General features: G+C 74.9%; 11 protein-coding genes. 4 read left to right on the plus strand and 7 right to left on the minus strand.

Features of this window, described 5'->3' with window-relative positions; all coding sequences use genetic code 11:
- Positions 1-4 precede the first annotated feature (4 nt).
- Together AC6I72_RS27765 and AC6I72_RS27770 are read right to left on the minus strand one after the other, a co-directional pair.
- Positions 5-1,288, minus strand: a complete 1,284-nt coding sequence (locus AC6I72_RS27765) for a cytochrome P450 (protein ID WP_498003869.1) — start codon at positions 1,286-1,288, stop codon at positions 5-7.
- Between the two features lie 610 nt (positions 1,289-1,898).
- Positions 1,899-2,303, minus strand: coding sequence for a DUF5997 family protein (locus AC6I72_RS27770; protein WP_498003870.1), 405 nt, complete (start codon positions 2,301-2,303; stop codon positions 1,899-1,901).
- Positions 2,304-2,381: 78 nt separating this feature from the next.
- Between AC6I72_RS27770 and AC6I72_RS27775 the strand changes: the two genes are divergently transcribed.
- Positions 2,382-3,227 carry a LysR substrate-binding domain-containing protein gene (locus AC6I72_RS27775; RefSeq protein WP_498003871.1) on the plus strand — a complete coding sequence of 282 codons (846 nt, stop codon included), beginning with the start codon at positions 2,382-2,384 and terminating at the stop codon, positions 3,225-3,227.
- A 120-nt stretch (positions 3,228-3,347) separates the two neighbouring features.
- Here AC6I72_RS27775 and AC6I72_RS27780 read toward each other — a convergent pair whose 3' ends face one another.
- The gene (locus AC6I72_RS27780; RefSeq protein ID WP_498003872.1) at positions 3,348-3,821 is read right to left on the minus strand and encodes an Lrp/AsnC family transcriptional regulator; all 474 of its coding nucleotides are present in this window, start codon (positions 3,819-3,821) and stop codon (positions 3,348-3,350) included.
- A gap of 270 nt (positions 3,822-4,091) precedes the next feature.
- On the opposite strand from AC6I72_RS27780, the gene AC6I72_RS27785 reads away from it, so the two are divergent.
- Positions 4,092-5,591, plus strand: coding sequence for an FUSC family protein (locus AC6I72_RS27785; protein WP_498003873.1), 1,500 nt, complete (start codon positions 4,092-4,094; stop codon positions 5,589-5,591).
- A gap of 108 nt (positions 5,592-5,699) precedes the next feature.
- Entirely contained in the window at positions 5,700-6,737 is a 1,038-nt protein-coding gene (locus AC6I72_RS27790; protein ID WP_498003874.1) for a lactonase family protein, read from the plus strand.
- Between the two features lie 153 nt (positions 6,738-6,890).
- On the opposite strand, the gene AC6I72_RS27795 is transcribed toward AC6I72_RS27790, so the two are convergent.
- On the minus strand, positions 6,891-7,814 hold the full coding sequence (locus tag AC6I72_RS27795) for a sirohydrochlorin chelatase (RefSeq protein ID WP_498003875.1): 924 nt from the start codon (positions 7,812-7,814) through the stop codon (positions 6,891-6,893).
- A 428-nt stretch (positions 7,815-8,242) separates the two neighbouring features.
- On the opposite strand from AC6I72_RS27795, the gene AC6I72_RS27800 reads away from it, so the two are divergent.
- On the plus strand, positions 8,243-8,920 hold the full coding sequence (locus tag AC6I72_RS27800; RefSeq protein WP_498003876.1) for a uracil-DNA glycosylase: 678 nt from the start codon (positions 8,243-8,245) through the stop codon (positions 8,918-8,920).
- Positions 8,921-9,093: 173 nt separating this feature from the next.
- Here AC6I72_RS27800 and AC6I72_RS27805 read toward each other — a convergent pair whose 3' ends face one another.
- The 3 genes from AC6I72_RS27805 to AC6I72_RS27815 form a co-directional block, all read right to left on the minus strand.
- The gene (locus AC6I72_RS27805; protein WP_498003877.1) at positions 9,094-10,605 is read right to left on the minus strand and encodes a histidine kinase; all 1,512 of its coding nucleotides are present in this window, start codon (positions 10,603-10,605) and stop codon (positions 9,094-9,096) included.
- Between the two features lie 236 nt (positions 10,606-10,841).
- Positions 10,842-11,927 carry a WD40/YVTN/BNR-like repeat-containing protein gene (locus AC6I72_RS27810; protein WP_498003878.1) on the minus strand — a complete coding sequence of 362 codons (1,086 nt, stop codon included), beginning with the start codon at positions 11,925-11,927 and terminating at the stop codon, positions 10,842-10,844.
- 369 nt (positions 11,928-12,296) lie between these two features.
- Positions 12,297-13,919: an acyl-CoA dehydrogenase family protein gene (locus AC6I72_RS27815; protein WP_498003879.1), complete on the minus strand. Its 1,623-nt coding sequence runs from the start codon at positions 13,917-13,919 to the stop codon at positions 12,297-12,299.
- Positions 13,920-13,941: the final 22 nt, after the last annotated feature.

Below are 13,941 nucleotides of genomic sequence, written 5' to 3' on the forward strand. Positions count from 1 at the left end.
ACTGTCACCTGCCCTTCGGTTCGGAGAGGTCCTGCGGACGGTCCGTGCGCGGTTCACAGGTCATCACCAGCGACCGCGGCCCCAGGGTCACCGCGGGGCGCGGCCGGGCCGGCGGCCCGGGCCGATGGCGCAGCCGCACCCGCCCGGCGACGGTCGCGAGCGCCACGGTGGCCTCCGCCACGGCGAACGCGTCCCCGATGCACTTGCGGTTGCCGGCGGCGAACGGGAGCATCGCGCCCGGCGGCACGGCATCCGCGGCGCTCGGCAGCCAGCGGTCCGGCAGGAACCGTTCCGGGTCGGGGAACGACGCGGGATCGTGGTGGAGCAGGTAGGGGCTGTAGAGGACGGTGGCCCCGCGGGGCAGCCGGCAGCCGCCGAGTTCGGTCTCCTCGGTGGTGACGCGGGTGAAGAGCCAGCCGGGAGGGGAGTGCCGCAGCGTCTCGGTGACGGTGTTGCCGGTGTGCACCAGACGCGGCAGATCGGCGGTCGTGGGCGCGCGCCCGCCGAGCACCGCGTCGACCTCCGCGTGCACCCGGCGCTCCGCCTGCGGGTGCCGGGCCAGCAGGCTGAAGAGGGACGCCAGGCACAGGGCGGTGGTCTCCACTCCGGTGAGCAGGAGGGTGATGAGGTGGTCGTGGACCTCCCGTCCGGTGATCGGCGGCCCGTCGTCACCGCGCTCGGCGGCCAGCAGGGTGCCGAGCAGGTCGTCCCGCGGAGCGTCCGCGCGGCGCTGCGCTACGGCCGCGCCGACCAGGCCGTGCAGGCGTGCGAGGGCGTGCCGGTAGCGACGGTTGGCCGGCAGGGGTAAGCGGAAGGGCGCGTCCAGCGGCACCACCGTGCGGACGAACAGCCCGCGCACGACCGTGGACAGACAGCTCCTCAGCTCGGCGGCCGCCGCCTCGTCCAGGGTGTCGGAGAGGAGGACCCGGCTGGTGACCCGGGTGGTCAGCGTCATCATCGCGGCGCTGACGTCGATCGGCTGCCCGGGCCGCCACGCATCGCACAGCGCCGCGGTCTCGGATGCCATCAGCTCGGTGTACGCGGCGACGCGGGTGGCGTGGAAACGCGGTTGCAGCAGGCGGCGCTGCCGGCGGTGCGTGTCCTGGCGGCTGGTGACCAGGCCGTCGCCCATCAGCGTCCGCAGCCGGTCGTACTGGGGACCGCCCTTGTCGAACGTACGCGTGTCCACGAGCATGCGGTGGACCAGCTGAGGATGGCACACCACCCAGGCGGGCAGCGGGCCCAGCCGGATCCGGACAATGTCGCCGCGTTCCGGCAGAGAGTTCACGAACGCCAGTGGACGGCGGAACAAGGCGATACCGTGGCTGAAGAAAGGGAATATGCCTGGCGCAGTACCCACGGTCCAGGACCGGTCGGACCGGTCCGTCGTGGACAGGGCACCGGTTGACGCACCGCTCATCGAATACCACCTGCCTCGGTCGGCACACACAACTCGGGCGGTCTTTCAGGGCTTGGCGTTCGCACCATGTCCTGCCCAGTCCAACGCGTGACCGGCCTCCCCTGCGCCGAGCAACGGGGGCGCACGGGAGCGCGCGGAAGCATGGGACCGACCGTCTGTGTGCCCTGCCGAGGCAACCGGCCGTTTCCGCCGTCAGGACTCTTCCGGCGTCAGGCCTTCTCAGGTACGGAGCCCCAGAGGCCCGGCACGGCGACAGGCACCGTCCGGTACGGGGCCAGTCGGCGTGGGATCGGCCCGGCACGGGGGCATGGCGCCGTGGGGACCGAACAGGCGGGGGGACCGGCCCGGCGGTGGGACCAGGCCGTCATGGGGACCGGCCTGGCGCAGGGTCGGGCCGCCATGAGGATCAAGCCGGCGTGGGGGAGCAGGCGGGCGTCGGGTCCGTCCGGTGGGCGGACCCTCTCCTGCCGGGCTCCCGTCAGCTCTGCGGGCCGTGACCCTCCTCGGCGCGCTCGGCGTCCCGCTTCTTCAGCCGGGCCGCCTCCTTGCGGACCTCCGCCTGGGTGGCGCGTTCCTTCTCCAGCCACTTGGGCCGCTCCTGCTTGAGGGCCTCGATCTGCTCGGTGGTGAGCGCCTCGGTGACCCCGCCGCGCGCCAGACCCGCGATGGAGACCCCGAGCTTGGCCGCGACCACCGGACGGGGGTGCGGGCCGTCACGTCGCAGCTCCCGCAGCCACTCGGGCGGATCGGCCTGGAGCTGGTCCAGCTCGGCACGCGAGACGACGCCCTCCTGGAACTCGGCGGGCGTGGCGGGCAGGTACACACCCAGCTTCTTCGCCGCCGTGGCGGGCTTCATCGTCTGGGTGGTCTGGTGCGACTTCATGGTGTCCAGACTATCGACCGGCGCAGGGGGTTCCGACCACGCGCCGACGGACCGGGCGGGGGCGGGTAACCTGGCCGGGTGACAGGCTCGGAAGCATCCCCCACGTTCCGGCTGGCGTACGTCCCCGGGGTGACGCCCGCGAAGTGGGTGCGGATCTGGAACGAGCGCCTGCCCGACGTCCCCCTCGACCTCGTGCAGCTCCCGGCCGCCGAGGCACCGGCGGCGCTGCGCGAGGGCGCCGCGGACGCGGGCGTCGTACGGCTGCCCGTGGACCGTACGTTCTTCAGCGCGATCCCCCTCTACACCGAGACCACGGTGGTCGTCGTCCCCAGGGACCACCTGGTGACGGCGGCGGACGAGGTGTCCGTCGCCGACCTGGCCGACGAGGTCGTCCTCCATCCCCTGGACGACGTCCTCGGCTGGGAGCGGCCGCCGGGGGAGCCCGCCTTCGAACGCCCGGCCACCACGGAGGACGCGATCGAACTGGTGGCGGCGGGCGTGGGCCTGCTGATCGTCCCCCAGTCGCTGGCCCGGCTCCACCACCGCAGGGACCTGACCTACCGGCCCGTCGTCGACGCCCCGCAGTCGGGTGTCGGGCTGGTGTGGCCCGAGGAGGCGACCACCGACCTGGTCGACGACTTCATCGGCATCGTGCGCGGCCGGACCGTCAACAGCACCCGGGGCCGGACCGCCGCCCAGGCCCCTGGCGTGACCGGCGGCCGGAAACCAGCGGCGGGCAGGACGGGCGCAGCCGGTGGCACGGGCAAGGCCGGGAGCAAGGGCTCGGGCAGGACGGCCGCGGGCGCCGGAAAGGGCGCCGCGCCCAAGGGTGGCTCCCGCGGGGCGCCGCGCGGGGCCAGGGGAGCGGGCTCCCAGGGCTCGGCCAAGGGCGCTCGGCGGGGCAGGCCCCGCCGCAGCTCGTAGCCGCGTCGTCGGCTCGTAACCGATCGTCGGCACGCGGACGGTGGCGCGGCATGCGGTCGGTCCGGCTCCCGCGCGGTCCGTCGGCTCCCGCACGGGCCGCCGGATCGCGCGGTGGGATCACTACCCGGTCGTACGTCCGATCGACTCCACGAGAGGCAGCAGCCGGTGCGGGACGCGTTCGCGCAGGGCCACCTCGGTGCGGGTGCGGACCACGCCGGGCAGGCTGATCAGCTTCTGGATCACGTCCTCCAGGTGGGCGTTGTCCCGCGCCACCACCCGGGTGAGGAGGTCGCCGCCGCCGGTGATGGAGAACGCCTCGACGATCTCGGGCACCCCGGCCAGCGCGTCCCCCACGTCGTCCAGGTGGCCCTGGGTCACCTCGATGTGCACGAACGCCAGCACCGGATGACCGAGGGCGGCCGGGGAGAGCGAAGGTCCCGTCCCGGTGATCACCCCGTCCCGCTCCAGTCGGTCCAGCCGGGCCTGGAGCGTGCCGCGTGCGATGCCGAGGAGGCGGGCGTACTCCCGCACACTGGTGCGCGGCTGTTCGAGGAGCAGCCGCAGGATGCGGGTGTCGAGTTCGTCCACGGCCATGACGGCTCCGGCCTCCCAGCGGCGGGTCGATGCACCCCGACTGTACCAATGGCTCAGTCGGGTGCGATGCGGGTGGGCCAGGTGATCTCGTCCATTGGCCCGCTGACGGGCCGGTCTTCGCACAGCGGAGTGGGCCAATGGACCAGTGATCCTGCGATGACTTGAGCCAGGGGCCTCGGAGGTGCTGTGATGGACGTGTCGATGGCGCTGCGGATCACCGCGGCGCCTTTTTCGTGTCGTGTCCGACGTCTGCCGAGGGGGCGGTCATCAGTGCTGAAGAGGGTGTTCGCGGCTCCGGACCCCGGGCGGGCGCGGCTGCGGTTCGCGTCCCGCGCCGTGCTCGGGATCGCTCTGGCCACCGTCGTGTGCGGCCTGGCCGGCCACTCGCTGCCCGGCGCCGTCACCGGTGGGCTCGCCGCGCTGCTCGCCCTGTTCACGGTCTCCGACCCCACGGTGCGCGGCCAGGCGGTCACCACGGCGCTGCTGCCCGTGGCCGGCATCCCCGTCCTCGCCGCCGCGGCCTGCCTGCACGACCTCCCGGTCGCCCGTGACCTCACCTTCCTCGCCCTGGTCGGCGCGGGCGTGTACGCGCGCCGCTGGGGGCCGCGCGGCCACAGCCTGGGCGTCTTCGCGTTCATGACCTTCTTCGTGGCCCAGTTCCTGCACGCCACGACCGGCCGGCTGCCCGACCTGTCGGCCGCGATGGTCCTGTCCGTGCTCAGCGCGGCGGCGGTCCGCTTCGGGCTGTGGTGCTACGAGCGCCGCCAGTCCCCGGCCGCCGTGCCCGCACCGCCGGGCGGCAGCGGACTGGCCCGGGTGACCACCCGGCAGGCCGTCCAGGCGACCGCGGGGGCCGGCTTCGCGCTCGTCGTGGGCCAGCTGGTGTCCGGACAGCGCTGGTACTGGGCGGTCGGGGCGACCTGGTGGGTCTTCGTCAACACCGCATCCCGCGGGGAGACCCTGGTCCGCGGCTTCCGCCGGGTCCTCGGCACGGTGCTCGGCCTCGTCCTCGGCGCCCTGCTCGTCGCCCCCCTGCACGGGACTCCCCTGCCCACCGCCGTGCTGGTCGCCGTGGCCGTCTTCGGGATCTTCTACACGGCCGCCGTGTCCTACACCTGGATGATGCTGTGGGTCACCCTGCTCGCCGTCTCGCTCTACGGGCTCCTCGGCGTCCTCACCCCCGGGCTGCTCGCCCTGCGGCTGGGGGAGACGGCCGTCGGGGCGCTCGGTGCCTGGCTCGCCGTGCTGTTCGTGCTGCCGGTCAGCACCCATGCCGTCACCGGCGCCTGGATCCAGCACGCCCTGCGCTGCGTCCACGCCTGCACCGCCGAGGCCGCCGCCCGGCTCGCGGGCGCGGCGGACGCCGACCCCGCGCACCGCGTGGCCGAACTGGAACACCTGCTCGGCCGGGTCCGGCTCTCCGTGGCGCCGCTGGTCCATCCGCTGAACCCGATGCGGGGCCGCAAGCGGCGCGCCCGCCGGGTGCTCGCGCTGCTCGACGACTGCGCCCGCGAGGTCCGCGGACTGGTCGCGGTCGCCGCCGACCCCGAGGCGTCCCACGACGCGCGCCTGGCCGCCGCCTGCTGGCGGGTGGAGGCCGCGGTCCAGGCCCTCACCGACGGCGATGGCGGACCCCTCGACGCCACCGGCACGCCCGGGGCCGCCGCGGAGCCGCCCGCGCTCGCCCACCTGCACGGTCTGGAACGGGCGCTCGCGGAACTGGCCGCACCGCTGCGGGCGCCGTCGGGCTCGCCGCTGGTCGGTGCCTGACGCGACGGTCCCGGCGGCACCGGCGGGACACTCCTGCGCCTTGGTCTAGACCGTTCTTGATCGACTGCTACCGTCACCCGCAACGGGTCGACGGAGAGGGGATCAGAGGTGGCGGACGAGGACGGCAGGCGGCGACGGGCCTTCATCGGGTCGTTCACGGCGGCGGGAGGGCCCGGTGTGGTCACCGCGGCCGTGGCGGAGGACGGCGCGCTGACCGTGCTGAGCAGCGTGGACGGCGTGCTGGACCCGTCGTACCTCGCCCTGTCGGCCGACGCCGGCACGCTGTACGCGGTCAGCGAGACCGCCGAGGGCGCACTGGCCGCGTACCGGGTGAAGGGCGAGACGGTCGAACTCACTGGCCCGCCGGTCCGGGTCGGCGGCAGCGGCCCCACCCACCTCAGCCTGGTCGACGGACACGTTCTCACCGCCAACTACGGCTCCGGCAGCGTCAGCGCCGTCCCCCTCCGGGCGGACGGCCGCCTCGGGCAGGGCGCGTCCGACGTGCTGCGGCACACCGGTTCCGGTCCGCACGAACGCAGACAGCGCGCGCCGCACGCCCACCAGGTGCAGCCCGACCCGAGCGGCCGCTGGGCCGTCAGCGTCGACCTCGGCACCGACTCCGTGCGGGTGTGCACGCTGACGGACGGCAGCCTCGGCCTGCACCGCGAGATCGCCCTCCGCCCCGGCTCGGGCCCCCGCCACCTCGCCTTCCACCCCGGCGCCCGGCACGCGTACGTCGTCAACGAACTCACGCCCACCGTCACCGCCTGCCGCTGGGAGGCGGAGACCGGCTCGCTGCGGCCGCTGGCCGAGACCCAGGTGCTGCCGGACGCCCCGGCGGGCGACGCCTACCCCTCGGGCATCGCCGTCGCACCGGACGGCCGCTTCGTGTGGACGGCGACGCGCGGCGAGGACGTGCTCTCGGTCTTCGCCGTCGAGGCCGGCGGAGGCCGGCTGGAGCTGCGGGCGACCGTCCCCTGCGGCGGCCACTGGCCCAGGGCGCTCACCCTGTCCGACGGATTCCTCTACGTCGCCAACGAACGCTCCGGTGACGTCACCTGGTTCGCCGTGCATCAGGAGACGGGGCTCCCGGAACGCGCCGGCTCGGTCAAGGTGGCCGCCGCGTCCTGCGTCGTCTTCGGCTGACGCCCCGGCCGGCTCCGCCCCGTGCCGCCGGTGACGGCACGGCGAAGGGCCCGCCCCGGCCTGTGCGGAGCGGACCCTTCGAAGTGGTCTTGCGGGTGCCCGTGCCACCGCGGTGGCCGCGGCCGCCCGAGTGCTACGGGCGCCGGTGCGGCGTCATCGCACCGGCGTGCCCTGCGGCTGCTGCGGGGCGATGCCCAGGGCGGTCGTGTACTTGGCCAGGGCGAGCTTGCCGATCGCCGGGTAGGCGCCGAGCGCTTCGGCGGCGGAGCAGTCCGCCTCCTTGACGGCCGCCTCGACCAGCTCGGCGTCGATCTCCGGACCGATCAGGTACGGCGCGAGGGCCAGCTGCTGCGAACCGGACGAACGCAGCTGCTCGGCGACGCCCGCGACGGAACCCTCCTGGTCGAGGGCGGCGGCCATCACGGGCACCGCGAGGCGGGCGGCGAGCAGCATGCCGGTGATCCCCGCCGCCTGCACGGCCTCCTCGCCGCCGACCGACGCGAGGATGATGCCGTCCGCGGCCGTCGCCACGGTGAACAGCCGGGCGCGGTCGGCGCGCGCGAGCCCCGCCTCCGACAGACGCACGTGCAGGGCCTCCGCGAGCAACGGGTGCGGGCCGAGCACATCGGTCAGCTCGGCGGCGACCCGGCTGTCCATGACGGCCTGGCGCAGCCGCCGCAGCAGCGCGTTGTCCGGACCGGCCAGCAGCGGTACGACGACCGCGGCCGGACCCTCGGGCTCCTTGACGTCCACACCGGCGGCCAGCGCCTGCTCGTAGCGGGCCGTGCGCTCGTCCGCCGCGCGCGCCAGCACCGACTGCAGGGTCGGGAACTCCGCCCCGTCCCCGTCCAGGTACCCGATCAGGGCGTCGAGACCGGGAAGCTCGGAGCGGGCGATGCTCACGACCTCCTCGGCGAGGGAGCGCGCCGCGGCACCGGGCGTGCCCGGCACCGCGAGGACGAGCGCGGGCGCGCCCTCGGGAGCCGCCAGCGGTTCGGGTCGGCGGTGCCGTCCGGGCTGGCGGGGGCGCGGCATTCGTACAGGCAGGCCGGACGCGGGCCCAGTGGGGGAGCTCATGGCGCCGCATGTTACTGGCTTTCGGGGTTCCCCTGTTCGGGGAGGGGTCGGGTGAGCGGTTTCCGTCCGGTTTTGTCGTATGAGGTACACACTGATCGGAAATGATCGGTGTGGTGCGAACCCGGCCTCAAGGGGCGTGAGGGGACACATCCGGGGAGCGGCGCGCGGCGCGTCACCCGGGGAGGCGGACCCGGCCGCCCCCCCCATGACGGCCGTCTCCAGCCGTCCCGGCCCCGCGTCGGCGCAGCCCGGACCGGGCGGAGGGCCACTGGCCGGCGGGCGCACGGACATGCCGCCTCCCCGGGTTTCCGGGAGGTCCGGAGACCGGGAAGGTCTCGACGGCAGGGAAGGGTGGCGTCGCGGGCCCGTCCGTGCGGAACCTCCCTGCCCGTGCGGCGTCCTGGCCTGTGCCAGTAGAGTGACGCGCCGTGGCACCACGACCGTTGCATGAACTCGTCGAGGCGGGCTGGGCGAAGGCCCTCGAACCCGTGGCCGAACGCATCGCCGCGATGGGGAACTTCCTCAGAGCCGAGATAGCGGCCGGCCGGACCTACCTTCCGTCCGGGGCCAATGTGCTGCGGGCGTTCCAGCAGCCGTTCGACGACGTGCGCGTCCTCATCGTCGGCCAGGACCCCTACCCCACCCCCGGCATGGCCATCGGACTGAGCTTCGCGGTCTCGCCCGAGGTGCGGTCGCTGCCGGGCAGCCTGGAGAACATCTTCCGGGAACTCCATGCCGACCTCGGTCTGCCCAGGCCGTCCAACGGCGATCTGACGCCGTGGACCCGGCAGGGCGTGCTGCTGCTGAACAGGGCGCTGACGACGGCGCCGCGCAAGCCCGCGGCGCACCGGGGCAAGGGCTGGGAAGAGGTCACGGAGCAGGCCATCCGGGCGCTGGCGGCCCGCGGCAAGCCGCTGGTGTCGATCCTGTGGGGGCGCGACGCGCGCAATCTGCGTCCGCTGCTCGGCGATCTCCCGGCGATCGAGTCCGCCCACCCCTCGCCCATGTCGGCGGACCGCGGCTTCTTCGGTTCGCGCCCCTTCAGCCGGGCCAACGACCTGCTCCTGCGACAGGGCGCGCAGCCGGTCGACTGGCAGCTCCCCTGAGCCGCCGCCCGCCCGCCGCCCCGCCCCCTCGACCGCCGGCCCGCCCCCTTGACCGCTGACCCGTCCGCTTCACCGCCGGTCCGGCGAGGGGTCGTTCGCCTCGTCGGTCCGGCCGGCCCCGGGGGCGTGCGGGTCGAGGGGGATAAAAGCCCCGTCGGCGCCGCGCACACCTGTCATCCCTGTGGTTGCCCCGGACCCGGTTCGGTTCCCGGTCTCGCGGGCGGTGCTGCGGCCGGATGGCCGTCCCGGGCGCTGCGGTCGGGGACGGGCAGCGTGAACGCCACTTCGAAACCGGCCTCCGGTCCGGGCCCGGCGCGGAAACTGCCGCCGTAGAGCCTCACGCGTTCATGCATGCCGATCAACCCGTGCCCGGTTCCCGCCGGGGCCGGGCCGGTCCCCTCCTCGGTCCGGCCGGCCTGCGCGGCGCGCCGGCCGGGTCTCCCGGCCCGCCCGCCCAGGCCCCTTCGCGGTCCGGGGACGGCGGCGACCACGCTCCCGGCGTCGGCACCGGCACGGCTTCCGGCGTCCGCCCCGCCTCCGGCTTCGGTCCCGGCTCGGCTGTCCCTCCCGCCGACGGTCTGGGACGCCGCCTGCGTCACCGACGTCCCCTGCGTCACCGGCGCAGCGCCGAGGGCCGTACGGGAGCCGTCCGTCGGGGGGCCGCCGTCGTCGGACACCGTGACGGCCAGCGCGTCGGTGTCGTACGCCAACGCGATCCGGACACGGGCACGCGCACCGGCGTGTTTCAGCGTGTTGGTCAGGGCTTCCTGGACGATGCGGTAGGCGCACAGGTCCGCCCCCGGCGGCAGCGGCCGGGGCGTGCCCGTGACGGCGGTCTCGACGACGAGCCCCGCGGCGGTCATCCGGGCGGCGAGTTCGTCCAGCCGGGCGAGACCGGCGTCGGGTCCGGTGGACGGGCCGGACACGGCGTCGGTGCCGTCCGGGCTGACGCGCAGCACCTGGAGCAGGCCGCGCATCTCCTCCAGCGTCTCGCGTGCGGTGTCCTCGATGGTGTGCAGGGCGGCCCGGGCCTTCTCGGCGTCGCTGTCGAAGACGTACCGGGCCAGACCGCTCTGCACCGAGACGACCGACAGGTGGTGGGCGACCACGTCGTGCAGTTCGCGGGCGATCCGCAGGCGTTCCTCCGTGACCGCGTGCCGGGCGCGTGCTCCCTCCTCTGCGCGCAGGCGTGCGGTCAGCCGGTCCAGTTCGGTGTTCTGCCGCTCCAGACGGCGCAGGTTCGTGCCGAAGCCCCAGGCGAGGAGCAGGACCACGAGGGTCTGTCCCAGGGCCACCAGGAACGACATCGCGTGCGACGCCAGCGCGTTGTACAGCCACGCGGCCGTGACCGGCACGGCGGCCCGCGCGGTTGCCCGGGGAGGCCGCGCGGCGGCGATCGTGAAGAACGCCAGCATCGGTGACCACACGTTGACGGACGGCTGGTAGCCGAACGCGGTGTACAGGGCGAGGCCGGCGCACGTGGCGCACAGCACCGGCCACGGAGCCACCCGGCGCACCGCGAGGGGCAGGTGGATCAGGCAGGTCAGGACGACCGCGCGGGCGTCGAAGGCGGGCCAGCCAAGAGGCCGGTACCCGGCGGCGAAGCCCAGCGTGACACCCAGCAGGGCGGCCGCGATCAGCGAGTCGAGGTACAACCGTTGACGTGGCGTCACCCGCAAGCGCATGACCGCAGGGTAGCCAGCGCCCCCGCGCCCCGCGCCGGTGCCGGGGGCCGCACTTTACTCCTTCCGCCCGCCCGGGCCGCCGCCGCGTCCACGGGTGCGTGGTCCGGGGCCCGGGCCGGCGGGCGGATCGCCCGTGCCCGTGCCCGTGGCCGTCGCCTTGGTATGGGGCATGGTCGCCGGAGCCGGAGCCGGAGCCGGAGCCGGAGCCGGAGCGCGGGCCGCCCCCCGCTCCCGCGTCAGTCGACCACCGCCGCGCGGACACACAGCACGTCGGGCAGGTGCGAGGCCAGTTGCTGCCAGCTGTCGCCGTCGTCCGCCGAGGCGTACACCTCGCCGTTGCGGTTGCCGAAGTACACGCCCGCCGGGTCCGCCGTGTCGGTGCACAGGGCGTCGCGCAGCACGGTGCCGTAGTGGTCCTCCTGCGGCAGACCTGCGGAGAGCGGCTCCCAGCTCCGCCCGGCGTCGGCCGTCCGGTACACCCGGCAGCGGCGGCCGGCCGGGACCCGGTCCGCGTCGGCGTTGATCGGGAAGAGGTACGCCGTGTCGCCGCGGTGCGGATGGGCGGCCGCCGCGAAGCCGAAGGTCGAGGGCAGGCCCTCGCCGATGTCCGTCCAGTGCGCGCCCCTGTCGTCGCTGCGGTACACGCCCCAGTGGTTCTGCAGGTAGAGCCGGTCGGGGTCGACGGGATCCTGCGCCACCTTGTGGACGCACTGGCCGAACTCCGGGTCGGGGTCGGGCAGGAACACGGCGGACACCCCGGAGTTGGACGGCGCCCAGCTCGCGCCGCCGTCGGCCGTGCGGAACACCCCGGCGGTGGACACGGCGACCGTGACGGCCTTCGGGTCGCGGCGGTCCGTGACCACGGTGTGCAGGCCCTCACCGCCGCCGCCCGGCACCCACTTGGACCGGGTGGGGTGCTCCCACAGCGGACGGACCAGCTCGAAGCTCTCGCCGCGGTCCTCGGAGCGGTACAGCGCGGCCGGTTCCGTGCCCGCGTACACCACGTCGGGTTCGGCGGCGGCGGGGTGCAGCTGCCAGACCCGCTCCAGCGAAGCGCCGGTGTCCTTGGGGAACTTCACCGCCGGCCGGGCCGGTTCGGTCCAGGTGCGGCCCAGGTCGTCGGAGTGGAACACGGACGGCCCCCAGTGCGCGCTGTCCCCGCCGGCCAGCAGCCGGGGGACGGTCCCCCTGGTGTCGATGGCCACCGAATACACGGCCTGGGCGTTGAACTGGGGACTGTCGTCGAACTCCCAGGCGCCGCCGCGCCGCCGCCCGATGAACAGACCCTTGCGGGTGCCCACGGCGAGCAGTACCTCGGTCATGCCGATCACCTCCGCGACAATGGGTCCAGGACGCCTTCGTCCCAGACACCGGCCAGTCTGCACCCCACCACTGACAGTCACCCTCGGGGCGGCGTCACCGCAGGTCACAGCGGCTCGTCGGAGAGACCGCGGTCGGGCGGCCAAGACGCGCCCGAGGCGCGCGGAGCACGGCCGGCCCCCGGCGGGCGGGGCGTGCCGGGAACGGGCACGAGCCACCGGCCGGCCCGGCCGGTGGCCCCCCGGATCGTCGTACGGTCCGGTCCGGCAGCGGCGCGTCCGGGATCCACGACCCGTCCCGCTCCGGCTCGGCGGATCCACGGCCGGGCCGCCCGCCGGCTCACCCGGATCGTCGTCCGGCCCGGGAACGGCTCACCCGAATCCCGGCAGCGCCCGTTCCAGGATCGCGTCGAGGTCCGCGGCGGCCGGCAGCGTGCCGAAGGAGTGTCCCCAGTCCCCGCCCAGCCGGGTGGCGCAGAACGCGTCGGCGACGGCGGGCGGGGCGTACCGGACCAGGAGGGACGCCTGGAGCGCCAGTGCCATCAGCTCGACCAGGCGGCGCGCGCCCACCGGGGAGGCTTCGCTCAGCCCCCGCCGCAGACGGGTCACGGCCGCGTCCAGCCGGGGGTCGGCGCCGTGCGCGAGGGCGAGTTCGGCGAACAGCGCCTCGGCGGCGCCCGGCTCACGTTCCAGCGCCCGCAGCACGTCCAGGGCGTTGACGTTCCCGGAGCCCTCCCAGATCGACAGCAGCGGGGCCTCGCGGTAGTGCCGGGGCATGCCGGACTCCTCCACGTACCCGTTGCCGCCCAGGCACTCCAGGGCCTCCGCGGTGAAGGCGGGCCCCCGCTTGGTGACCCAGTACTTTCCGACGGCGGTGGCCACCCGCCGGAACGCGGCCTCCCGCGGCGCCCGCGCGCCCTCCCGCACCGCCCGGTCGGCAGCCCCGGCCAATCGCAGGGTGAGCGTCGTCGCGGCCTCGGACTCGAGCGCCAGGTCGGCCAGTACGTTGCGCATGAGCGGCTGGTCGGCGAGCAGTGCGCCGAAGGCCCTGCGGTGCCGCGCGTGGTGACCGGCCTCCACGAGGGTCTTGCGCATGAGGGCCGCCGACATCATCACGCAGTCCAGCCGCGTGCAGTTGACCATCTCGATGATCGTCTTGACGCCCCGGCCCTCGGGGCCGACCAGCCAGGCCACCGTCCCGTCGAACTCCGGTTCGCATGAGGCGTTGGACCGGTTGCCCAGCTTGTCCTTGAGCCGCTGGACGCGGAACGTGTTGCGGCTGCCGTCGGGCAGGACACGCGGCACCAGGAAGCAGGACAGCCCGCCCGGCGCCTGGGCCAGGACCAGGAAGACGTCGGACATGGGCGCCGAGGTGAACCACTTGTGGCCGCGCAGCGTGTACACGCCGGGCTCCTTGGCCGGCGTGGCCGTCGTCGTGTTGGTCCGCACGTCCGAGCCGCCCTGCTTCTCGGTCATGCCCATCCCCGCCAGCAGCCCCGGCTTGCCGGCCGGTGCCCGCAGTCCCGGCTCGTAGACCCGGCTGGTCAGCAGCGGTTCGTAGAGGGCGGCCAGGTCCGGCTGGGCGCGCAGGGCGGGTACGGCCGCGTACGTCATCGACGTGGGGCAGCCGTGCCCCGCGTCGGTGTGGCCCCACACCAGGCCGCCCGCCGTACGGGCCACGTGGGCGCCCGGCCGGTCGTCGGCCCAGGGCGCGCCCGCCAGGCCCTCGGCGACGGCGGTCCGCATCAGGTGGTGCCAGGCGGGATGGAAGTCGACCTCGTCGATCCGGTTGCCGTAGCGGTCGTGGGTCCGCAGTTCCGGCTCGTGGCGGTTGGCGAGATCGGCCCACTCCTGCACCTGCGCGCTCCCGGCCCGCACCCCGAGCCGCCGCACGCGGTCCTCGGCCCACCCGGCTCCCTCCCGGCGCAGCCCCTCCAGCAGCGCCGCGTCGTCGGACGCGTCGTACGGGGTCAGGGGCGGGGCCTGGTTGGTCACCTCGTGGGTGGCGTGGGGGCGG

Source organism: Streptomyces sp. Xyl84 (assembly GCF_059731885.1).

Coding starts and splice junctions, on each gene's coding strand:
- AC6I72_RS27810 (WP_498003878.1), bottom strand. CDS start 11,927: ATGACCGAGGTACTGCTCGCCGTGGGCACCCGCAAGGGTCTGTTCATC.
- AC6I72_RS27805 (WP_498003877.1), bottom strand. CDS start 10,605: ATGCGCTTGCGGGTGACGCCACGTCAACGGTTGTACCTCGACTCGCTG.
- AC6I72_RS27770 (WP_498003870.1), bottom strand. CDS start 2,303: ATGAAGTCGCACCAGACCACCCAGACGATGAAGCCCGCCACGGCGGCG.
- AC6I72_RS27795 (WP_498003875.1), bottom strand. CDS start 7,814: ATGAGCTCCCCCACTGGGCCCGCGTCCGGCCTGCCTGTACGAATGCCG.
- AC6I72_RS27780 (WP_498003872.1), bottom strand. CDS start 3,821: ATGGCCGTGGACGAACTCGACACCCGCATCCTGCGGCTGCTCCTCGAA.